This window comes from Cupriavidus sp. UGS-1, from assembly GCF_021213615.1.
Taxonomy (GTDB): Bacteria; Pseudomonadota; Gammaproteobacteria; order Burkholderiales; family Burkholderiaceae; genus Cupriavidus.
In genome coordinates this window covers 145,565-168,328 of sequence record NZ_JAJQJF010000009.1, presented here as the reverse complement: position 1 = coordinate 168,328, position 22,764 = coordinate 145,565, and the positions used below count along the sequence as shown (strand labels likewise).

At 71.0% G+C, this 22,764-nt stretch carries 15 protein-coding genes; 8 read left to right on the top strand and 7 right to left on the bottom strand.

Annotated elements, in window-relative coordinates:
• Nucleotides 1–14 precede the first annotated feature (14 nt).
• The gene (locus tag LRR16_RS14015; protein ID WP_370646809.1) at nucleotides 15–953 is read right to left on the bottom strand and encodes a DUF2272 domain-containing protein; all 939 of its coding nucleotides are present in this window, start codon (nucleotides 951–953) and stop codon (nucleotides 15–17) included.
• Between the two features lie 401 nt (nucleotides 954–1,354).
• The gene (locus tag LRR16_RS14010) at nucleotides 1,355–1,633 is read right to left on the bottom strand and encodes an HU family DNA-binding protein (RefSeq protein WP_006579334.1); all 279 of its coding nucleotides are present in this window, start codon (nucleotides 1,631–1,633) and stop codon (nucleotides 1,355–1,357) included.
• A gap of 1,132 nt (nucleotides 1,634–2,765) precedes the next feature.
• Between LRR16_RS14010 and LRR16_RS14005 the strand changes: the two genes are divergently transcribed.
• Nucleotides 2,766–3,344 (top strand): SET domain-containing protein, encoded by a 579-nt coding sequence (locus tag LRR16_RS14005; RefSeq protein ID WP_232206279.1) that lies wholly within the window; start codon nucleotides 2,766–2,768, stop codon nucleotides 3,342–3,344.
• A 28-nt stretch (nucleotides 3,345–3,372) separates the two neighbouring features.
• On the opposite strand, the gene LRR16_RS14000 is transcribed toward LRR16_RS14005, so the two are convergent.
• From LRR16_RS14000 to phhA, 4 genes are all read right to left on the bottom strand, one after another.
• Nucleotides 3,373–5,100: a sensor histidine kinase gene (locus LRR16_RS14000; protein ID WP_370646814.1), complete on the bottom strand. Its 1,728-nt coding sequence runs from the start codon at nucleotides 5,098–5,100 to the stop codon at nucleotides 3,373–3,375.
• Between the two features lie 34 nt (nucleotides 5,101–5,134).
• Nucleotides 5,135–5,839 carry a response regulator transcription factor gene (locus LRR16_RS13995; RefSeq protein WP_023263551.1) on the bottom strand — a complete coding sequence of 235 codons (705 nt, stop codon included), beginning with the start codon at nucleotides 5,837–5,839 and terminating at the stop codon, nucleotides 5,135–5,137.
• Nucleotides 5,840–6,047: 208 nt separating this feature from the next.
• The gene (locus LRR16_RS13990; RefSeq protein WP_053822858.1) at nucleotides 6,048–6,365 is read right to left on the bottom strand and encodes a 4a-hydroxytetrahydrobiopterin dehydratase; all 318 of its coding nucleotides are present in this window, start codon (nucleotides 6,363–6,365) and stop codon (nucleotides 6,048–6,050) included.
• Between the two features lie 109 nt (nucleotides 6,366–6,474).
• Nucleotides 6,475–7,422, bottom strand: coding sequence for a phenylalanine 4-monooxygenase (phhA, locus tag LRR16_RS13985; protein WP_232206277.1), 948 nt, complete (start codon nucleotides 7,420–7,422; stop codon nucleotides 6,475–6,477).
• Between the two features lie 195 nt (nucleotides 7,423–7,617).
• Between phhA and LRR16_RS13980 the strand changes: the two genes are divergently transcribed.
• The 6 genes from LRR16_RS13980 to LRR16_RS13955 all read left to right on the top strand — a co-directional run bounded on the left by LRR16_RS13980 (nucleotide 7,618) and on the right by LRR16_RS13955 (nucleotide 19,633).
• Complete coding sequence (locus LRR16_RS13980) at nucleotides 7,618–8,091, top strand: Lrp/AsnC family transcriptional regulator (RefSeq protein WP_232206276.1); 474 nt, start codon at nucleotides 7,618–7,620, stop codon at nucleotides 8,089–8,091.
• A gap of 188 nt (nucleotides 8,092–8,279) precedes the next feature.
• A complete protein-coding gene (locus LRR16_RS13975; RefSeq protein ID WP_232206275.1) occupies nucleotides 8,280–14,477 on the top strand; it encodes an alpha-2-macroglobulin in 6,198 nt (2,065 codons plus the stop codon).
• A 29-nt stretch (nucleotides 14,478–14,506) separates the two neighbouring features.
• The gene (locus LRR16_RS13970; protein ID WP_232206304.1) at nucleotides 14,507–15,187 is read left to right on the top strand and encodes a lysoplasmalogenase; all 681 of its coding nucleotides are present in this window, start codon (nucleotides 14,507–14,509) and stop codon (nucleotides 15,185–15,187) included.
• Nucleotides 15,184–17,490: a penicillin-binding protein 1C gene (pbpC, locus tag LRR16_RS13965; RefSeq protein WP_232206274.1), complete on the top strand. Its 2,307-nt coding sequence runs from the start codon at nucleotides 15,184–15,186 to the stop codon at nucleotides 17,488–17,490. Before LRR16_RS13970 ends, pbpC begins: the two co-directional genes overlap by 4 nt.
• 134 nt (nucleotides 17,491–17,624) lie before the next feature.
• On the top strand, nucleotides 17,625–18,599 hold the full coding sequence (locus LRR16_RS13960; protein ID WP_370646813.1) for a delta(1)-pyrroline-2-carboxylate reductase family protein: 975 nt from the start codon (nucleotides 17,625–17,627) through the stop codon (nucleotides 18,597–18,599).
• Between the two features lie 305 nt (nucleotides 18,600–18,904).
• Entirely contained in the window at nucleotides 18,905–19,633 is a 729-nt protein-coding gene (locus LRR16_RS13955) for an OmpW family protein (RefSeq protein ID WP_006577910.1), read from the top strand.
• A gap of 99 nt (nucleotides 19,634–19,732) precedes the next feature.
• On the opposite strand, the gene LRR16_RS13950 is transcribed toward LRR16_RS13955, so the two are convergent.
• On the bottom strand, nucleotides 19,733–19,927 hold the full coding sequence (locus LRR16_RS13950; RefSeq protein WP_006577909.1) for a heavy-metal-associated domain-containing protein: 195 nt from the start codon (nucleotides 19,925–19,927) through the stop codon (nucleotides 19,733–19,735).
• 272 nt (nucleotides 19,928–20,199) lie between these two features.
• Here LRR16_RS13950 and LRR16_RS13945 point away from each other — a divergent pair, with 272 nt between their 5' ends.
• Nucleotides 20,200–22,746, top strand: a complete 2,547-nt coding sequence (locus LRR16_RS13945; protein ID WP_255674130.1) for a heavy metal translocating P-type ATPase — start codon at nucleotides 20,200–20,202, stop codon at nucleotides 22,744–22,746.
• The last annotated feature ends 18 nt before the right edge of the window (nucleotides 22,747–22,764 follow it).

Sequence of the window (22,764 nt, the reverse complement as noted above, 5' to 3'; positions counted from 1 at the left end):
GTCCGCCGCCATCGTTACGGCAACTGGTTGCGCATCAGCACCAGCCAGGGCGCATGCGAATTGGTGAAGCCGTCCACCAGCCCGGAATCGCCCAACTCCACCAGCTCCATCGACACCGACTGCTGCAGATTGCCGCCGATGGTCTTGACCACGCGGGCGGTCGCATCTACCTCGACCACGATGTCGCAGTGCATCGGCGTGGTGCCGAAGCCGACCTCGTCGACGCCGCTCAGGTATTTGTCGCGGCCGCGGCCGGCGCACAGGATGTCGCCGGGGCGCGGCATCGCCGGCAGCGGCTCCAGGCGAAAGGCCGGCGCGGGCAGGATGCCGTCGCGCGCGTCGACCACATACATCGAATGCGATTGCCCGGTCAGGAACTGGCGCTCGTTGAGCCCCGCCTGGCGCAGCACCCAGGAAATGAACACCGCGGACCAGGCCCACCGCCCCTCGGTGATCTGCTGGCAATCGACCTGCTTGCCGACGATGGCCCAATAGCGCTGCGCCAGCGCGCAACCTTGCGGCGTCGCCTCCATGCCGGTGCCGTCCGGAAAACCGGCGCAGCCCGGCGCGGCGGTGGTGCCGAAGCTCTCGTCGGTGTCCGCCGACGAGGCATTGAGCGAACCGTTCTGGATCCGCTCCTCGATGCCGTCGGGCAGCGCCGGCGGCGGCGGTGGCAGCGGGCTGCTGACCACGCACGCGGTGTCGTCGCGCCCGATGCGGATGGTCTGGCCACCCCAGCGCTGCCATTCCTGCAGCGCGATCTGCACGATACGCTGGCGCGCCGTGGCGCCCGGCATCGCCGTCGGCGCCTGCGCCTGGGCCTGCGGCAACGGCGCCGCCTGGGGCCGCGCGGTGGGTGGCGGCGAGGGCGGCTGCACGGCGCAGGCGCTCAGCAGGCAGGCGGCAACCGTGCCGGCCAGCGCCGAAACACGACCGCGCAGCGCGGTCGACACAGCCCCCGGTAAACCTGCCAGGCGCTGTGGAAAATCATGTGAGAAACGATGTGAATAACGCTGTGGAAATCCGGGTGGCAAGGCGCGCATCGGCATGACCTGAAAACGGCGGGCTACGACGAGGGATGGGCGCGCAATGGCGCTGGAAGGCCCGCGGAAGGCGGAAAAAACGCGGAAAAACGCGGCAAGGAACGCCGAACCGGCATGCCGCACGAGGCATCGCGACGCCGCTTCGGACGCCGCACGGCCCGGGGGCCGATGCCGGTGGAAAAACGGGGAAAAGCCTGGCGGCTGCGCTGTGGATAACATTTCCCGCCCAGTGCCCCACGCTCGCCTTGCGGCGTCAGGCGGTGGCACGGCGGGACCATGTAGAACCGGGCTGGTCGGTACCGCCCGACAGCTTACTGATTGACGGCGTCCTTGAACTTCTGGCCGGCCTTGAACTTGACCGTCTTGGCGGCTTCGACCTTGATTTCTTCGCCGGTACGCGGGTTGCGGGCCATGCGTTCGCCACGCTCGCCCTGGCTGAACGTGCCAAAGCCGATCAGGCTCAGCGTGTCGCCCTTGGCGACGGCGTCCATGATGGCGTTCAGCGTCACGTTCAGTGCCTGCTCGGCCTTGGCCTTGGTCAGACCATCCACACCCGCTGCGATCGCGTCGATCAGTTCGGTTTTCGTCATGCTTCACTCCGTATCGAGTTGAAAAAACACATTGCCTCCCGCCCGCCCGGTGTGCCGGACGTGGCCCCGGAAAAGGCGCTGCGGGCCACATCATACCGTGTCACGCCAGCCGGTCCCCGCGCGACATTGTTACAGCAACCCTTGACTGGACAAGGCCTGCGGGGGTGGGAGCGGGGATCGGAACGGTTTACGTGCGGTATACGCGGCCATGCAGGCAGCCGTATACCCGGTCGTTTGCGCGGCCGGTTGCGCGCCGGTTGCGCGCCGATTGCGCGGCCGTATACGCCCCGTGGCGGCCGCGGCCTGCCAGGAAGGTGCCATGTGCCGTCCAGAGCGTTCACCGGCCTCTGGGCGGCTCCCAGGGGCTCTGAGGCGCTCTGGTCGCGTTGCGGGCGCGTCCCGGGTGGCGTTCCGCCCGTATACGCGGGTTTGTCGGCAATCGGCTTTCAAGGTTCAGGCGTATACCACGACTCGAACCCTGGTCTTGCCCGGCGGTATACGCCTCGCGGGTATACGCCTTCCGATGCAGGTAAACGCAGCCGGCAGGGTTTACGTCGTTTTTCCCGTTTTTCTTCGCAGCCGACAGGGGGACGTAGTCCCTTTGGTTTAGATAGTTCTTTTGATGTATACGGATAGTAGTAGTAGGTAAACCCACCCCTCTTCTGTGGACAAGTCGGTATACGTCAGTCGAATCAATGGTTTACCGAATGCAGAACCATCGGGACGAAATCCCGGGGCTGGTGGATGACTCCGCCGTTTGGTGAAGGGCCCGCCGAACAGGCTAGGACTTATGCCTGAGGCATCCCCATGCCAGCCCCAGGCGGCCCACATCAAACCCGCGTGCTTATCCACAGAAGTAGGCGGGGTTGTCCACAGAACGGGCCCCGTCGCGACCCCTGTCGAGTGGTATACCTCGGGGAATGGCGTGCGTCCGATGGACCGCTTCTTGCACGTTGCTGCGTTAACCGATCGCCCGCCCCTGCCAGGCGGGTTCAGGCGGAGCCGGGGCGCGCCAGGTATACGCCACGCACCGTCACGCGGCGCGGGTATCATCCCGCATCGCCGGCCGGCAATGCGCCGGCATCGGGCACACGACCAGCAGACAGACCGAACGACGGTAAACAGGATGGATATGGCCGAACAGTCGAAGCGCAAGCAGGACAGCAAGGGGGAAAAGAGCGGCAAGGCGGGCAAGGCCCCGAAGGCGCAAAAGGCGGAGAAGGTCGAGAAGGCCGAAAAAGAGAAGAAGCCCAGGACCGCCAAGGACCGCATCGAGGTCCGCCAGTCCGGCGTGCACGGCAAGGGCGTCTATGCGATCGCGCCGATCGCCGCCGGCGAACGGATCATCGAATACAAGGGCGAGCGGATCTCGTGGGAGACCGCGCTGGACCGGCACCCGCACGACCCGAACGATCCGAACCACACGTTCTATTTCAGCCTCGAGGGCGGCGACGTGCTCGACGCCAAGTTTGGCGGCAACCGTTCGCGGTGGATCAACCATGCCTGCGAACCGAACTGCGAGGCGCGCGAGAAGAAGGGCCGCGTGTTCATCCACGCGCTGCGCGATATCGAACTGGGCGAGGAACTGTTCTACGACTACGGGCTGGTGATCGACGCCCGCTATACGAAGAAGCTGAAGAAGGAGTTCGAGTGCCGCTGCGGCAGCCCGAACTGCCGCGGCACCATGCTGGCGCCCAAGGACCGGCGCTGACGTCTTGCCACCGGGCGGGCCAGCGCCCTTAGCCTGCGCCCGGCGCCTCGCACGGGATCCGGATCACGAAGCGCATGTTGGCGCGTGCCGTGCCGTCGGCGCGCTGGGATTCGAGTTGGGTTTCGCGCTGGGATTCGGTATCGGGCACGTCCTCGATGCTGATGCTGCCGTGATGCAGGCTGATGATCTCGTGCACGATCGCCAGCCCCAGCCCGGCGCCGCCCGGCGTGGCCTCGGGACTGCGTCCGGGAACATGGTCGCCGCGGAAGAAGCGCTTGAACACCTCCTCGCGCCGCGCCGGCGCAATGCCGGGCCCGTTGTCCTCGACCATCACCACCGCCATGCCCCGATGGCCGATCGCCTCGCCGCCGGCGCGCACGGTGATCCGGCCGCCGGCCGGCACGTACTTGACCGCGTTGTCGATCAGATTGTTCAGCGCCTCGCGCAGCAGCAGCCGGTTGCCGCGCACCATCGACGGCGCGGTGCCGGTAAAGGTCGGCCCCGGCAGCGTTTCGAAGCCCAGGTCGATATGGCGCGCCAGCGCCTGCGGCACCCATTCGGCGCCGGTCTCGAAGGCCAGCGTGGCCAGGTCGAAATGCTCGATCGGTCCGAGCCGCTCCAGCGACAGGCCGGGCTCGGCGCGCGCCAGCGACAGCAGCTGATTCGACAGCCGCACCGCCCGGTCCGCGGCCGATTGCAGCTCGCGCAGCGCGTGGCGGGCCACCTCGGCGTTGTCGGCCTCGACCGCCCGGTCGGCATGCAGCTTGACCGCGGTCAGCGGCGTGCGCAGCTGGTGGGCGGCGTCGGCGATGAACTTGCGCTGGGCGTCGAGCGCGTCGCGCAGCCGTGCCAATAGCGCATTGAGCGCGCGGATCAGCGGCTCGACCTCGGCCGGTACCTGGGTCTCGTCGAGCGAGGCCAGCGAGCGCGCGGTCTGCCGGTTCAGCTTGTCGGTCAGGATCTGCAGCGGCACCAGCTCTTCCTTCAGCACGTGCGACAGGATCAGGCTGCCGACCAGCAGCAGCAGGATCAGCGGCACCGACACCGACAGCAGGATTTCGTTGGCCGCGGTCTCGCGCCGGTCCAGCAGTTCCGCGACCTCGACGACGATCGGGCCGCGCGAGGGGGCGGCGGCGGCCTGCGGCACACTGGCCGCGCCGTTCGCCGCGCTGGCGGCCACGCTGTTTGTGATGCTCGCGGCAACGTCCGCGGCAACGTCGATGTCGCCATCGGCCGGCGCGGCCGGCACCGGATCGAGATGCACCGGCAGCCGCACCGCCCGTACCTGCCGCCCGCTGAACCAGGCGTAGAACAGCCGCGCGTCGTGCAGCGTGGTCTGGCCGGTACCGTAGCCAAGCCAGGTGTCCATGCCGCCGATCAGCCCGTCGGGTCCATGGATGCGCCAGTAGATGCGGTCGCTGCCCTCGGCCTCGACCAGGGTCTGCGCGATCGCGGGGATATCGTGTTCGAGCCGGGGACCGGCGATGCGGATCTGCTGCGCGATATTGTTGGCGACGCCGTACAGCGCGCGGTCGAACACCTGCGTGGTGTAGTGGGCCGCGAGCCAGTAGGACAGCGAGCCGCTGGCGAGCACCAGCGCGAACAGCGGCGTGGCCAGCGCGCGCAGCAGGTGGATGCGCAGGCTTTGCGTGGAAGCGAGGCGCACCTGCTGGGGGCCGCCGCTCGGGCCTGTCCCTCCGGTACCGCCCGGGCCGCTCGCGCCGCCGGATGGGCCCTCGCCGCGCGCGCTCCGCAGAGGCGCCTGGAGCCGCCGCACGCCGTGCCTCGCGCTAGGCCTGGCCGCGGCTTTGCAGCAGGTAGCCGAAGCCGCGTACCGTCACGATCTCGACGTCGCTGTCCTCGAGCTTCTTGCGCACGCGATGGACGTAGACCTCGATCGCGGTATCGCCGACGGTGTCGCCGCCATCGCCGGCCGGATGGGCGAAGGTGGCCAGGTGGTCCTGCAGCTGGGCCTTGCTGACGACGCGCCCCTGCCGCTGCAGCAGCAGCTCGAGCACCGCGAACTCGCGCGGCGACAGCTCCAGTGGCTTGCCGTCGAGGAACATGCGCCGGTCGCTGCCCGACAGCCGCAGCCGGCCCAGCCGCACGTCGCGGTCGGGCGCCGCCTCGCCGTGCTGGCTGCGGCGCAGCAGCACGCGCACGCGCGCCTCCAGTTCGGGAAAGGCGAAGGGTTTGACCAGATAGTCGTCGGCGCCGGCGTTCAGGCCGGACAGCTTGTCCTCGAGTTCGTCGCGCGCGGTCAGGATCAGCACCGGGGTGGTGCGGTTGCGCGCGCGGTAGCGCGACAGCAGCGTCATGCCGTCGATGCCGGGCAGGCCCAGGTCGAGGATCACCAGGTCGTGCTGCTCCTTGAGCAGATGCTCGGTGGCATAGACCCCGTCATGGACGACGCGCACCTGGTGGCCCGCCTGGAACAGGCCGGCTTCGACGCCGCTGGCGATCTGGCGGTCGTCTTCGATCAACAGGATGCGCATGGGCGAAAGGTTCGGCTACGGTTCGGCAGGGAATGCTGTGGCGGGCGCCGGAGGGAGCGCGGCTGGCGTCGCGCTTCGGGTGCCGGGGCCCCGCCTGGCCGCCGATTGTACCGCGCGTGGCGCGGGCCTTCCTTTCGATTGGCTTGCGATCCGGGACCACGGCGGGTCCCGGGGGACAACGGGATCGGCGTTGCGGTACGCCGGCGGTTCAGCGCCTGGCGAGTGTCGCCGCGGCCTGCTCGATGAAGCGGGCCAGGTCGATATCGCGCTGGGTCAGACCGTTGGCATCATGGGTCGACAGCGTGATGTCGACGCGGTTGTACACGTTGAACCATTCGGGATGGTGGTCGGCCTTCTCGGCCTGCATCGCCACGCGGGTCATGAAGGCGAAGGCGGCGTTGAAGTCGGCGAAGGTGAAGCGCTTGTGGATCGCGTCGCGGTCGGCGACCGCGCTCCACCCGGGCAGCGACGCCAGCAGCGGCGCGCGTTCCTGTTCGGACAAGGGGGAAAGAGCGGGTGAGGTCATGATGGCAAGGCCCGTAAATGAGGGAATCGGAACAAGGCAGAGCCGGCCCGCCCGACCATCGCGGTCGGACATGCCGGCATTGTTTCATAAAGCGGGAAACGCGGCGGCGTCAGATATCGTCGCTGTCGCCCCAGCCCTCGCGATTGCCCGCCTGCAGCACCAGGTCGCCATCGGCGATGTCGCCCGCGCCCAGCGTCGGCTGCTGGCGCAGCTCGGCGTACAGAGGCGTGAAGTCCGGACGGGTCGCCTCGAACAGCTGTTCGAAGCTGTCGATGACGAAGTAGGTCTTCTGGAAGGTGTCGATGCGGTAGCGGGTCCGCATGATGCGGCGCACGTCGAAGCCGATCCGGTTCGGGCTGGCCGAGTCCAGGCTGTAGATCGACTCGCCCTGGCTCGAGACGATGCCGGCGCCGTAGATGCGCAGGCCCTCGGGCGTACGGATCAGGCCGAACTCGACGGTGTACCAGTACAGCCGCGCCAGCATGTCCAGCGCGCCCATGCCGGCAGCCTTCAGGCCGCCCTGGCCGTAGGCCTGCATGTAGTCGGCGAACACCGGATTGATCAGTAGCGGTACATGGCCGAACACGTCGTGGAAGCAGTCCGGCTCCTGCAGGTAGTCCAGCTGCTCGGGCTTGCGCATCCACCAGCTGGCCGGGAAGCGCCGGTTGGCCAGATGCTCGAAGAAGACCTCGTCGGGCACCAGGCCCGGCACCGCGACCACCTGCCAGCCGGTGGCGGCCATCAGCTTGTCGTTCAGCCGGGCGAAGTCGGGCACGCGGTCGGCGTCCATGCCCAGCGTGTCCAGGCCGCGCAGGAACTCGTCGCAGACCCGGCCGCGCAGCATCGACGCCTGGCGCGCATACAGCTGGCGCCAGACGGCGTGGTCGGCGTCGGTGTAGCGGTGCAGCGGCTGCGCGATCGTGAAGTCGGGGTTCAGGTCCGGGTCGGACAGCAGCCCGGCTTCGAACTGTTCCTTCAGCTTGTCGGTCAGCGTGCCGGTGAAGGCGGGGCTGGCCGCGGCTTGCTGCTCTGGGGTCTGGTCGAGGATCGCTTCCATCTGCTTGTCTCCGGCGATTCGGTGCGGGTCGGGCCCGGTGTCGTTTGCGGTATTGCCGCACGCGGTTGGTCGTGCATGCGGGATTTCTGCAAAGTCTACCGAGATGGCGCTGCAAAGAGCCCGCAAAAACGGCTTGGATTGCCGTTCCGATGCGGGTAATCTGCATAAAACGCAAAACCGATGCAGGATCTTTGTATGCTGAGTCTGGACAACTTCGATCTCGCCCTGCTGGCCGCGCTGCAGACCGACGGCCGCAGCACCCACCAGCAGCTGGCCGAGCAGGTCCATCTGTCGCCCAGCCAGGTGGGCCGGCGCATTGCGCGGCTGGAGGCCGAGGGCGTGATCGCCGGCTACCGCGTGGTGCTGTCGCCGCACGCGCTGGGACTGGGCGTGCTGGTCTTCACCAGCGTCAAGCTGGCCCACCACGGCGACACCGCGATCGAGCGCTTCAAGGAGGAGATCCTGCTGCTCGAGGAGGTGCAGGAGTGCTACTCGGTCGCCGGCGAGGCGGACTACCTGCTGCGTATCGTCGTCACCGACCTGCCCGCGCTGGCCGATTTCACCATGCGCAAGCTGATGCGGGTGCCGGGCGTCGAAAGCGTGCGCTCGAATATCGTGCTGACCGCGCTCAAACGCGAAGGCGCGCTGCCGCTGTCCCATCTGCGCTAGGCCCGTGCGTGCGGCCCGTGCGCCGACCCGTCGGTTGGCTTGCGCGCGGACGTCTCGCATGTCACTCTCGCCAGGTGCCCGCTGATGCACCGCAGCGGGGCCGACCATGCGGAGAGGGACGAGAGATGCGAGACCGGGCCACGGGCTTTGGCGGGGAAGGCGAACAGGACGTCGTGGGCAAAACGGGGATGGAAGACCCGCCGAACAGGGCGAGGACCGATGCCCGCGGACCGGCCCGCCGGCGCCTGTTTCCGCATGTCGTGGCGGCCTGTTCGCTGGCGCTGGGCGCCCACGCCGCGCTGGCGACGCAACTTACCCGCGTTTCGCCGGAAGGCCAGGTCTCCAAGGTCCGCCAGGTCACGCTGCGCTTCGACCAGTCGATGGTGCCGCTGGGTGACCTGCGCGCGACCGCACCGGCCGCCGTCCAATGTACCGGCGCCGCGCCGGCGGATCTGGGCGGCGAAGGCCGCTGGGTCGACGACCGCAACTGGGTGTTCGATTTCGTCCGCGACCTGCCGCCCGGCGTCTCGTGCACGGTCCGGTTGCGCGCGGGCCTGAAGAGCCAGGCCGGCCAGGACTATCGCGGCAAGTCCGAATACCGCTTCGAGACCGGCGGTCCGATCGTGGTGTCCAGCCGCCCCTCCGGCGGCGAGATCGAGGAGGACCAGGTCTTCGCGCTGCGCTTCAACGGCCCGGCCACTCCAGACTCGGTGCGTCAGCATGCGTTCTGCCAGGCGCAGGGCGTCGGCGAAATGATTCCGGTGCGGCTGGTGACCGGTGCGGACCGCGACGCGGTGCTCAAGGCGCTGGGCTGGAAGCCGCGCGGCGCGGACAGCGTGCATCTGCTGGCCTGCCAGCAGCGGCTGCCGGCAGGCGCGAAGATGGAATTGCTGCTGGCGCCGGGCATTGCGACGCCGTCGGGCCTGGCCAGCAAGGAAGGGCGCCGCTTCGAATATCGGGTGCGCGAGCCGTTTACCGCCAGCTTCAGCTGCGAGCGCGAAAACGCGCAGGCGCCATGCACGCCGCTGCGGCCGATCACGCTGGAGTTCTCGGCGCCGATCGCGCGCCGCGCGGCCGAAGCCGTGGTGCTGCGCACGCCGTCGGGGGCCGTGGCGCCGAAGCTGGAGGCCAACCTGGCTGCCGATGCCACGGTCACCTCGCTGCGCTTCGAGCCGCCGTTTGCCGAGAATGCGAACCTGACGCTCGAGCTGCCGTCGTCCCTGAAGGACGAGAGCGGCCGCCCTTTGAGCAACGCCGATCTGTTTCCGCTGCGGGTGGCGACCGCAGCGATGCCGCCGCTCGCGAAGTTCGCCGCGGCGCCGTTCGGCGTGATCGAGCGCTTCGGCGAGCTGCCCAGGAGCCGGACCGACAAGCCGGCCGACGGGTTGGCCGACGGGTTGGCCAATTACCCGCCGCTGCTGCCGGTCACGCTGCGCCATGTCGAGCGTGAACTGAAAGTGCTCGGCGTGCGCGCCGAGGCCGGTATGGTCAGCCGGGTACGGGTCGACGACGATGCCGCGGTGCTGCGCTGGCTGGCGCTGGTGCGGCGCATGCACGAGACCAGCTGGACCCGCGCCGAGCTCGACGCGATCCTCGCCGGCAAGCCGCCGTCGGCGGCCCGCATTCCGCGCAACGCGCCCCAGGTCGAGACGCGTGCCGTGTCGCTGCTGGCCGGGGTGCCGGGCGTGCGCAAGCTGGCCGTGCCGGCCTCCGTCGGCGATGGCGCCAGCCGGCCGTTCGAGGTGGTCGGCATTCCGCTGCCGGAAGCGGGCTTTCATGTGGTCGAGATCGCCTCGCCGAGCCTGGGCGCGGCGCTGCTGGGCAAGCCGGCGCCGATGTATGTGCGGACCGCGGCGCTGGTGACCAATCTGGGCGTCCACTTCAAGGCCGGGCGCGACAACGCGATGGCCTGGGTCACCACGCTCGACGGCGGCAAGCCGGTGCGCGAGGCCAATGTCGCGGTGCGCGATTGCAGCGGCAAGCTGATCGCCACCGCGCGCACCGACGATGCCGGCGTGGCGCGCTTCGGCCGGCTCGGCGCTGACGGCGCCGACGGCGCCAGCGGTTCCGGCCGCTATTGCGAGGACACCGGGCTATCGGGCTACTTCGTGTCGGCCCGCATCGTCGCCGCGCACCCGCAGGCGCGCGGCCAGGCCGACATGGCCTTCGTGATGTCGGACTGGAACCGCGGCATCGAGAGCTGGCGCTTCCATGTGCCGACCGATACCAGCCCCACGCCGACCGTTCGTGCGCATACGGTGTTCGACCGCACGCTGCTGTCGGCGGGCGAGACCGTCTCGATGAAGCACTACCTGCGCGTCGAGACCTCGAACGGCTTCGCACTGCCGCCGGGCGGGGAGTCCGGACAGTTGCCCGACAAGCTGGTGATCCGCCACGAGGGCAGCGGCCAGACTTACGAGCAGCCGCTGCAATGGCGTACCACGGCCACCGGCGGGCGCAGCGCCGAGAGCCGCTTCGCGTTGCCGCCGGCCGCCAGGCTGGGCCGCTATACGGTCGAGCTGGCCGACGCGCGCCAGCGCAGCCATGACAGCGGCGCCTTCCGCGTCGAGGCCTTCCGCCTGCCGGTGCTGACCGGCACGGTGCGCGCCGCGGCCACGGGCGGCGCCCAGGCGCTGGTCGCGCCGAAGTCGCTGCCGCTGGACGTCGAGGTCCACTACGTGTCCGGCGGCGCCGCGGCGGGTTTGCCGGTGCGGGTGTCCGCGCTGCTGCGCGACCGTGTGCCGCGCTTTGCCGATGCCGCCGGCTACAGCTTTGATGCGCCGCGCGCGCCGGACGAGCAGCGCGACGAATCCGACGAGGTAGAGGACCAGGACGCCGGCCAGACCGCCCCGCACGACGGCCAGACGCTGATCGCCGACAAGCGCGCGCTGACGCTGGACGCCAACGGCGGCGGCCGCCTGACGCTGGACACGCTGCCGCCGGTCACCGCGCCGCGCGATCTGCTGGTCGAGGCGGCCTTCGCCGACCCCAATGGCGAGATCCAGACGCTGCGGCAGACGCTGCCACTGTGGCCGGCCGCGGTGGTGGCCGGCATTCGCGCCGACGACTGGGTCGCGGTCAAGCGCCAGGCCACGGTGCAGGGCATCGCGCTCGATATCGACGGCAAGCCGCGCGCCGGCGTGCCGATGGAGGTCCATGCGCGCGCCCGCATCACGACGTCGGCGCGCAAGCGCGTGGTCGGCGGCTTCTATCGTTACGACAACCGTACCGAGGTGCGCGACCTGGGCAAGGTCTGCGAGGCCAGGACCGATACGCGCGGCCGCATGCAGTGCGCGGTGACGCTGGAACAGACCGGCGAGGTCGAACTGGTCGCCCGCGCCCGCGACGATGCGGGGCGCGTCTCCGAGGCGGCCACCAGCGTCTGGGTCACCGGCCAGGGCGAGCTGTGGTTCGGCGGCGAGAACCACGACCGCATCGACCTGCTGCCCGAGCGGCCGTCCTATGCGCCCGGCGATACCGCGCGCTTCCAGGTGCGGATGCCGTTCCGCCAGGCCACTGCGCTGGTGGCGGTCGAGCGCGAAGGCATCCTCGAGACCAGCGTGGTGACGCTGGCCGGCAAGGACCCGACCGTCAGCGTCAAGGTCAAGCCCGAGTGGGGACCGAACGTCTACGTGTCGGTGCTGGCGCTGCGCGGACGCCTGCACGAGGTGCCCTGGTATTCCTTCTTCACCTGGGGCTGGCGCGAGCCGCGCGAATGGTGGCGCGCCTTCCGCAGCGAGGGGCGCGAATACGTCGCGCCGACGCCGCTGGTCGATCTGTCCAGGCCGGCGTTCCGGCTGGGACTCGCCGAGATCCGCGTCGGCAACGAGGCGCACCGGCTCGACGTCAAGGTCGCCACCGACCGCGCCAGCTACCCGGTGCGCGGCCAGGCCAGGGTGACGGTGCAGGTCACGCTGCCGGACGGCAAGCCGGCGGCCAACGGCGAAGTCGCGCTCGCCGCGGTCGACGAGGCGCTGCTCGAGCTGATGCCGAACACCAGCTGGAACCTGCTCGAGGCGATGCTGCAGCGGCGCAGCTACGGCGTCGAGACCGCGACCGCGCAGATGGAGATCGTCGGGCGGCGCCACTATGGCCGCAAGGCGGTGCCGGCCGGTGGCGGCGGCGGCAAGAATCCGACGCGCGAGCTGTTCGACACGCTGCTGCTGTGGAATCCGCGCGTGCAGCTCGACGCGGCCGGCAAGGCGGCGCTGACGGTGCCGCTGAACGATGCGCTGACGCGCTTTCGCATCGTCGCGGTCGCCGATCTCGGGGTCGCCCGCTTCGGCACCGGCAGCGCCACCGTGGCGGCGACGCAGGACCTGCAGCTGATTTCCGGCCTGCCGCCGCTGGTGCGCGAGGGCGACCGCTATCGCGCGATGTTTACGCTGCGCAATACCACGGCGCGCGCGATGACGGTGGAGGTTGGCGCGCGCAGCGTGGCGGCCGGCGCCGCCGGTGGTGCCGCCTCCGGCGCCGTGGCCGGCGATCCGGCAGCCGGCGCGGGGACGGCAACGCTGCCCACGCAGACCGTATCGGTACCGGCCGGACAGGCGCGCGAGATCGGCTGGGACGTGGTCGCACCGCTGCTGGCGCAGGCGAGCGGCCAGCCCACGGTCACCGAGAGCGAGCTGCAGTGGGAAATCGCGGCCACCGAACAACGCAAGGGCGACGGCAAGAGCGAGGACAGCGCACCCGCGTCGGACCGCATCCGCATCGGCCAGCGGCTGGCCGCGGCGGTCCCGCTGACCGTGCAGCAGGGCACGCTGGCGCAACTGGCGCCGGGCCTGTCGGTGCCGGTCCGCGCGCCCGCGGCCGCGCTGCGCGATCCCGCCGGTGCGCCGCGCGGCGGCCTGCAGATCGGCCTGCAGTCGTCGCTGGCGGGGGGCCTGCCAGGCGTGCGCGACTGGTTCGCCCGCTATCCGTATACCTGCCTGGAGCAGCGCGCGTCGAAGGCGGTCGGCCTGGGCGACGCCGCGCTCTGGCAGTCGCTGATGGCGCAGCTGCCCGCCTATCAGGACGACGACGGGCTGGTGGCGTACTTCCCGATGCAGGGCGAGGCGATGCGCGACGGCGGCAGCGAGGTGCTGACCGCCTATCTGCTGGCGCTGGCCGACGAGGCCCACCGCGCCGGGCTGCCGTTGCAATTGCCGGCGCAGGCGCGCGAGCGGATGGAGCAGGCGCTGGCCGCCTTCGTCGAGGGCCGGCTGCAGCGCCGCGCCTGGGCGCCGTCCTCCGACCTGGAGATCCGCAAGCTGGCAGCGCTGGAGGCGCTGTCGCGCGGTGGCAAGGCGCAGGCCCGCATGCTCGGTTCGATCCAGATCGCGCCGCAGCAGTGGCCGACCTCGGCGCTGCTCGACTGGACCGCGCTGCTGCAGCGCCTGCCCGATGTGCCGCAGCGCGAGGCCCGGCTGGCCGAGGCGCAGCGGCTGCTGCGCGCGCGGCTGGACCTGCAGGGCACGCGGCTGGCGTTCTCGACCGAGCGTGACGACCACTGGTGGTGGCTGATGGCCGGCGGCGACATCAACGCCGCGCGGCTGCTGACGCTGGCGCTGGAGCTGCCCGAGTGGCGCGAGGATGCGCCGCGGCTGGCGAGCGGCCTGCTGGGCCGCCAGAGCGCCGGCGCGTGGAGCACCACCAATGCCAATGCGTGGGGCGTGCTGGCGGTGCGCCGCTTCGCGCAGATCTTCGAGCGCGAGCCGGTCGGCGGCGCGACCCGCGTGACGCTGGGCGACGCTTCGCGCAGCTTCGACTGGCGCTCGGCCGCGACCGGCAAGGACGGCGTGGCGGCGGGCGCCCTGATGCTGCCGTGGCCGTCGCAGCCTCTTCAGCCTTCACAGCCGCCACAGCCGGGCCCGCCCGCCGCGCCCGCCACGCTGCAGCTGCAGCACGACGGCGCCGGCCGGCCGTGGGCGACGGTGCGCGCGCTGGCGGCGGTGCCGCTGGCCGAGCCGATCGCCGCGGGCTACCGCATCCGCCGCAGCGTCAGCGCGGTCGAGCAGGCCACGCCGGGACGCTGGTCGCGCGGCGACATCTATCGCGTCAAGCTGGAGATCGACGCGCAGGCTGACATGACGTGGGTGGTGGTCAGCGATCCGGTGCCCGCGGGCGCCACCATCCTGGGCAGCGGCCTGGGCCGCGACTCGCAGATCGCCACGCGCGGCGAGCGCCGCACCGGGGCCTGGCCTGCCTTCAGCGAGCGCACGCCGCAGGCCTACCGCGAGTACTACGCGCATCTGCCCAAGGGCACGGCGACCATCGAGTACACCGTGCGGCTGAACAACGCCGGCGAGTTCGCGCTGCCACCGACCCGGGTCGAGGCGATGTATGCGCCCGAGGTGTTCGGCGCCGCGCCCAATGCGCGCCTGACTGTGGGGCCGCGTTCGTGAGCGATGTCCTCGAACGGCGCGGATGGACGATGCCGCCGCGCGTGCGCGAATGGTGGATGGCCGGCGCCGTCGCCGGCGCCATCTATGGCGCGCTGCTGCTGAGCGCCGCGCTGGAGCTGCCGCCCGGCACGCCGCTGACGGGCAGCTTCGCCTGGCAGCCGGCGTGGAAGACGGCGATGGCGCTGCTGCTGGCGCGGGCGGCGTGGTTCCATCCGGTGCGCCGCGAGCGCCGCTGGCTGGTCGCCGCGCTGCTGTTCTCCGCGGTGGGCGATCTGCTGCTGGCGCTGCCGTGGCTGCCGTTCTCCTTCTCCGGCGGGCTCGGCTTCTTCCTGCTGGCGCATCTGGCCTATCTCGCGCTGCTGCTGCCGCTGGTCGGCGAAGACCGGCCGCACCGGCTGCTCGCCTGCGGCGCGGTGATCGGCACGGTCGGCACGCTGCTGGGGCGCTTCTGGCCCAACCTCGGCACGCTGCGCGTCGAGGTCTGCGCCTATGTCGTCGCGCTGACCGCGATGGCGTGCGCGGCGCTGCTGGCGCGGCTGCCGACGCCGCTGGCCGCGCTCGGCGCGCTGTGCTTCGTCGTGTCCGACGCGCTGATCGGCATCGCGCGCTTCCTGTCGCCGTTCGACCGTTTCGAGCTGGGCATCTGGTGGACCTATGCCGCGGCCCAGGTATTGCTGGTCGCCGGCATCGTCGCGGGACGGCGGCCATGACGCGGGCCACGCGATGGCCCGGCATCCGGCGCGCGGCCTTCGCGCTGGCGCTGCCTGGTGCGCTGCTGTCGGCGATACCGCCGGCGCCGGCGATCGCCGACACGCTGCCCGGCTTCGACCAGGTACGCGACAGCTACCGCAGCGCCGACGTGATCGTGCGCGACCGCCATGGCGAGCCGGTCGCCACGGTCCGGACCGATTTCAGCGCGCGGCGCGGGCAATGGGTGGCGCTCGACGAGATCTCGCCGGCGGTACGCACCGCGATCGTGCTGTCGGAGGACCGGCGCTTCTACCGGCACAGCGGCGTCGACTGGCAGGGCGTGGCCGGCGCGGCCTGGGCCAATCTGTGGAACACGCGCACACGCGGCGCGTCGACGCTGACGATGCAGCTGGCCGCGCTGCTCGACGACGAGCTGCGCCGCGGCGCCGGCGGACGCAGCGCCGCACAGAAGATGAGCCAGGCCTGGCGCGCGGCGCGGCTCGAACGCGGCTGGAGCAAGAGCCAGATCCTCGAGGCCTATCTGAACCTGGTACCGCTGCGCGGCGAGCTGGTCGGCCTGTCGGCGCTGTCGCAGGGGCTGTTCGGCAAGCTGCCGAGCGGGCTCGACGCGCGCGAGGCGGCGCTGGCGGTGGCGCTGGTGCGCGCGCCCAATGCCGCGCCGGCGCGCGTGGCGCAGCGCGCCTGCCAGATCCTGCGCGAGATGGCGCAGCCGGACGGCTGCAACGGGCTGGACGGCTTTACGCAACTGGCGCTGGCGCGCGCCGCGATGCCGCCGGCCGGACCGGGCCGCGCGCAACTGGCGCCGCACCTGGGCCGGCTGCTGGTCGAGCGGGCCGCGCAGGGGGCGAGTCGCACCGCGCCGGCCGCGATCGACTCGACGCTCGATGCCGGCGTGCAGCGCCTGGCGACGGCCAGCCTGCAGCGGCATCTGCGCGAGCTGGCCGGACGCCATGTCGAGGACGGCGCGGTGGTCGTGCTCGATAACGCCAGCGGCGACGTGCTGGCCTATGTGGGCTCGTCGGGCACGCTGTCCGCGGCGGCGCAGGTCGACCATGCGGCCGCGCTGCGCCAGGCCGGCTCGACGCTGAAGCCTTTCCTCTATGCGCAGGCGCTCGAGGAGCGGCGTCTGACCGCGGCCTCGCTGCTGGACGACCGGCCGGTCAACCTGCCGACCGGCGGCGGCCTCTATATCCCGCGCAACTACGATGGCCGCTACGGCGGCTGGGTCAGCATGCGCGCCGCGCTGGCCGGATCGCTCAATGTGCCGGCGGTGCGCACGCTGGTGATGGTGACCCCGCACCGATTCCATCGGCGCCTGGTCGCGCTCGGGCTGCCGCTGACCGAGGCCGGCGACTACTACGGCTACAGCCTGGCGCTGGGCAGCGCCGACGTGTCGCTGCTGACGCTGACCAATGCCTACCGCACGCTGGCCAACCAGGGCCGCCAGGCCCCGGTGCGGATGCGGCTGGCCGAACCGGCGCCGCGGCCGCTGGCGGTGATGTCGGCGGCGGCAACGCATGTGATCGGCGACGTCCTGTCCGACCGGCATGCGCGCGCGCGCACCTTCGGCCTCGACAGTCCGCTGACCACGCGCTTCTGGACCGCGGTCAAGACCGGCACCAGCAAGGACATGCGCGACAACTGGTGCATCGGCTGGTCGCAGCACTACACGGTCGGCGTCTGGGTCGGCAACGCCAGCGGCGCGGCGATGCGCGATGTGTCAGGCGTATCGGGCGCGGCGCCGGTCTGGCACGAGGTGATGGCGTACCTGCATCGCGACCGCGCGAGCCGGCCGCCTGCCATGCCCGCGGGTGTCGAGCGCGTGCCGGTGCGGTTCGAAGGCGTACCCGAGCCTGCGCGCGACGAGGTGTTCCTGGCCGGTACCGCGGTGCCGGTCGTCGCGGTCGGCAGCCACCACGAGGGCACGCCGGTGGCTCGGTTGGCGGCGGAGCGCGGCCGCGGCGCGGCGATCGCCAGCCCGGCCGATGGCACCGTGTTCGCGCTCGATCCCGATATTCCGCCGCAGGCGCAGCGCGTCTGGCTGCACGCCGAGGATGTCGCCGGCCGGACCGCGCGCGCGGTGGCGTGGCGGCTCGACGGCAAGCGGCTCGGCCGTGGCGGCAAGCTGGCCTGGCTGCCCTGGCCCGGCCGGCATCGGCTCGAACTGGTCGATGCCGGCGGCACGGTGCTCGATACGGTCCGCATCGAGGTGCGCGGCGCGACCGTGCGGGAAGGGCGCGACGGTCCGCCGCCGCGGGGCAGGACGGCGGTGAGGCAGGGCGCCGCGGCCGAGCGCGGATGATCGCCGCCTCGCCGCCTCGCCGCCGTCGGCCGCTACTCTCAGATTCCCAGCGTTCCCAGGAGCTCGATCCCATGCCTACCGAACCGATTGCCTCGCCGACCGCCTCACAGACCGCCTCACAGACTGCCTCGCCGATGCTGCTCGATGCCGTCCAGACCGCGGCGCGGCTGCCGTATCCGGATCTGGCCGTCGCCATTGCCGACATGCTGGGCGAACTGCGCGCCGGCACCGCGATGGCGCCGCCGCGGCTGGCGCTGCCGGTCGGCGACGTGAGCGCCGCGGCCCCGCAGGGCGAGGGAACGCTGCTGGTGATGCCGGCACGCAATGCCGACCTGGTGATGACCAAGAACATCACCGTCCATCCGGGCAATCCGGCGCGCGGGCTGCCCAATATCCTCGGCGAAGTGGTGGTGGCCGACGCGCATACCGGCGTGCGGCTGGCGCTGCTGGACGGACCGACGGTGACCGGACGACGCACGGCCGCGGTGTCGCTGCTGGCGGCGCAGCGCTTCGCCGCGCGGCCCGACGGCGAGCTGCTGATCGTCGGCGCCGGCGTGCAGGCCACCACGCATCTCGAGGCCTTCGCCGCCGGGCTGCCGCTGCGGCGGGTCTGGCTGCATTCGCGCACGGCGGACAAGGCCCATGCGCTGGCGGCGCATGCGCGGCGGCTTGGCCTGGAGGCCGAGGTCATCGAATCGGCCGGCGACATCGACACGGTGCTCGCGCGCGTGTCGATGGTGGTCACCGTGACGTCGAGCCGCACGCCGGTGCTGCCGGACCTGGCCGCCGGCTGCTGGCGCGACGACCACTTCATCGCCGCGGTCGGGGCGTTCCGGCCCGACATGTGCGAGCTGCCGCCGGCGCTGTGCCGCGGCGCCGCGCAGGCGGGACGGTTGCTGGCCGATACGCTGTTCGGCATCGAGGACGAGGCCGGCGACCTGCTGCAGGCCGGCATCGACTGGGCCGCGGTGCAGCCGTTCGAGACGGCGATCCTGGCCGCCGACGCGATCCGCGCACGCAGCGGCAGTCCGCTGGTGTTCAAGAGCGTCGGCTATGCGCTTTGGGATCTGGCGGCCTGCGCGCTGGCGGTCCGAAGCGCCGGCGCATGACGGCGCCGACGGTGTCGAAGGCGCCGATGGGGCCGATGGGGCCGATGGGGCCGATGGGGCCGATGGGGCCGATGGGGCCGATGGCGCCGATGGCGCCGGTCGCATCCGGCCGCCGGTCGCTGTCACATTCCTGAGACACTTCTGCCGCCTCTCTCCCGGCTGTGGTGGCCCTTTGGATACCGCGGATTGCGGTAAACCCTCGATTTAGTGGCGCGCCTCTACAAAATGTCTCTAGATTGAAACGATGACGGCATCGGCAGCGGGATAATGCTGCCCTTGCAGTTGAAAACCACGAAGGAGAGAGGATGTCGCACAACAAGAAAATCCTGGTGGCTGTCGCGGCCATGGTAGTGGGCGGAGCCGCCCAGGCACAGTCGGCCGGCAGCACCGTCGTCAGCGCGGGCTGGTTCCGCGTGATGCCGAACAGCTCGGCCGATCCGCTGACCATCGACAGCGTCGGTGGCCGCCCGGTGAACATGCAGCGTCCCAATACCGGCGCCGACATCAAGGCGGCCAATACGCTGGGCCTGTCGATCGACCACTTCGTCACCGACCACATCTCGGCCGAGTTCGTCGTCGGTATCCCCCCGGAGCACGATGTCGAGGGCGACAAGGGCTACGGCAGGTACGGCAAGCTCGGTACGGTGCGCCAGTGGAGCCCGGCGGTGCTGGTCAAGTACCACTTCCTCGAGCCCGCCTCGCGCTTCCGCCCCTATGTAGGCCTGGGCGTCAACTACACCTGGTTTACCGACGAGACGATCACCAACCAGCAGTTCGTGCGCCAGGAGTTCGGCCCGAACGCCACGATGACCGCGAGCGCCAAGTCGTCGTGGAATCCGGTCTTCAACATCGGCGCGAACTACAAGATCAACGAGCGCTGGCATGTGGGCCTGTCGGTGTCCTACCTGCCGCTGGATACCCGCGCGACCTTCGTCACGCGCAATTCCGCGCAGGGCGGCGCCACCGTGGTGTCGCATACCAAGATCAAGATCGATCCGATCGTGACCTTCCTGAACGTCGGCTACCGCTTCTGAGCGTCGCCGCTATGACGTCATTCCCGCGCGCGCGGCAATCCAGCGTCTTTTGAAGCCACTGGGTCCCCGCCTGCGCGGGGACGACAACCCAAGGCCGGCTCAGCCCTTGACCGGATAGCCCGCCGCTTCGATCGCCTCCCGCACCTCCTGCACATCGGCGTCCGCTTCCACGCTGACCGCCTGCGCCGCAATATCGGCCGACACGCGCGCGTCGGGATCGACCTGCTTCACCGCACGCGTGATCGCACCCACGCAGTGATTGCAGGACATGCCTTCCACTTGAAACTGCATCATCGTTGAACTCCTCGGTATGGGTGATGAATCCGGGCCACTCGTCGTCCCCGCGAAAGCGGGGACCCAGCGGCTTCAGCAGGCGGTGGATTCCCGCGTGCGCGGAAATGACGCGACGGCATTCCGGTACAACGGCGCCATTCTGAACCTTCCCATCATGTCAACCGCAAGCGCCGCCGCCGCATCGCGAAAACTGGCGCATCGGCCTTGACCTTCCTAGCATGGTAAGGTCCAGCATCCAGTGACAGGCTATGTCAACGAGGATGTCAACCGCCATGTCCACTTCTTCACTTCCGCTGTCGCCGGCCCCGGCCGGTGCCGATACCACGCCCGCCGCGCCCGAATGGCGCCTGCCGATCGAGGGGATGACCTGCGCCTCCTGCGTGCGCCGGGTCGAGAACGCGCTGGCCAAGGTGCCGGGCGTGCGTTCCGTCGCTGTCAACCTGGCCACCGAGGAGGCCACCGTGCAGGCCGACAGCGCCGCCGTGCTGCCGGCGGCCGCCGACGCCGTCGCCGCCGCCGGCTACGCGGTGCCACGTACCGAGCTGGAGCTGACGGTGCGCGAGATGACCTGCGCCTCCTGCGTGGGCCGGGTCGAACGCGCGCTGCGCGCGGTGCCCGGCGTGGTCGACGCGCAGGTCAATCTGGCGACCGAGCGCGCCCTTGTGACACTGGTTGGCGGCAACGCGGCCGACATGCTGCCGGTGCTGACAGAGGCCGTGTCCCGCGCCGGCTACGCCGCCGAACCGGTGGTCGAGGCGGCGACGGGCGGCCAGGCCGCGGCCGCGCGCGCCGCCGACTTCTGGTCCGGACCGTGGGCCGTGGCGATCCCGGCCGCGCTGTCGCTGCCGCTGGTCGCGCCGATGGTGCTCGGCTGGTTCGGCGTCGCCTGGAACGTGCCGGCGCTGTGGCAATGGCTGCTGGCCACGCCGGTGCAGTTCGTGTTCGGCTGGCGTTTCTATCGCGCGGGCTGGAAGGCGGCGCGCGCCGGCACCGGCAATATGGATCTGCTGGTCGCGCTCGGCACCTCGGCGGCCTACGGCCTGTCGCTGTGGCTGATCTGGCGCGGTGCCGCCGCCCATGGCGAGGGCCACCCGCATCTGTATTTCGAAAGCGCGGCGGTGGTGATCACGCTGGTCCGGCTCGGCAAATGGCTCGAGGTCCGCGCCAAGCGGCAGACCGCGGACGCGATCCGCGCGCTGGCCGCGCTGCGGCCGGATACCGCGCGCGTGCGCCGCGACGGCGTCGACACCACGGTGCCGCTGGCACAGGTGCGCGTCGGCGACGAAGTGATCGTGCTGCCGGGCGAGCGCATTCCGGTCGACGGCGTGGTGATCGACGGCGACAGCCATGCCGACGAATCGATGCTGACCGGCGAAAGCCTGCCGGTGCCCAAGCATGTCGACGACCGCGTGACCGGCGGCGCCATCAACGGCGAGGGCCGGCTGGTGCTGCGTACCGCCGCGGTCGGCGCGGAAACGGTGCTGGCCCGGATCATCCGCATGGTCGAGCATGCGCAGGCGGCCAAGGCACCGATCCAGCGCCTGGTCGACCGCGTCAGCGCGGTGTTCGTGCCGGTGGTGCTGGCGATCGCGCTGGTCACGCTGCTGGGCTGGGGGTTGGCGCTGGGCGACTGGCAGTCGGCGTTGCTGAACGCGGTGGCGGTGCTGGTGATCGCGTGCCCGTGCGCGCTGGGCCTGGCCACGCCGACCGCGATCATCGCCGGCACCGGCGCGGGCGCGCGCGCCGGCATCCTGGTCAAGGACGCCGAGGCGCTGGAGACCGCGCATCGCGTCAATGTGGTCGCGTTCGACAAGACCGGCACGCTGACCGTCGGACAGCCCGAGGTGGTGGCGCTGCTGCCGGCGGGCGCAACGGCGGACGCAACGGCCGACGACGGCTCGTCGCTGCTGCTGCAGCGGCTGGCCGCGCTGCAGGCCGGCAGCGAACATCCGCTGGCCCGTGCGGTGCTGCACGCCGCCGAGCAGCGGGAGTTGACGGTGCCGGTCGCCAGCGAACTGCGCGCGCTGCCGGGCCGCGGCATCAGCGGGCGCATCGACGGCGTCGCCTGGGCCCTTGGCAGCGAGCGGCTGCGCAAGGAACTGGGCGCGTCGCTGGACGAAGGCGCCGCGCTGCAGCGTGAAGCCGATGCGCTGCGCCAGGCCGGCCGCACGGTGTCGTGGCTCATCGCGATCGATGCGCGCCGCGTCGAAGGGCTGGTCGCGTTCGGCGATGCGATCAAGCCGGGCGCGCGCGAAGCGGTGGCGCGCCTGCATGCGGCCGGCGTGCGTACCGTGATGCTGTCCGGCGACAGCCAGGGCGCCGCGGCGCAGGTCGCCGACGCGCTCGGCATCGACGACGTGCAGGCCGAGGTGCTGCCCGAGGACAAGGCCGCGCGCGTGGCGGCGCTCAAGCGCGGCGGCGCGGTGGTCGCGATGGTCGGCGACGGCGTCAACGATGCGCCGGCGCTGGCCGCGGCCGACGTCGGCATCGCGATGTCCACCGGCACCGACGTGGCGATGCACGCGGCCGGCATCACGCTGATGCGCGGCGACCCGGGCCTGGTTGCCGATGCGCTGGCGATGTCGCACCGGACCGTACGCAAGATCCGGCAGAACCTGTTCTGGGCCTTCATCTACAACGTGATCGGCATCCCGCTGGCGGCGGCCGGCCTGCTCAGCCCGGTGGTGGCGGGCGCGGCGATGGCCTTCTCGAGCGTCAGCGTGGTCGGCAACGCGCTGCTGCTGCGGCGCTGGCGGCCCGAAGCGGGCACGCAGTCGGCCGGCACGCAGGCAGCAGGCCAGCCGGCAGCGCAGCGCTGAAACATGAAGGAAGCAAGG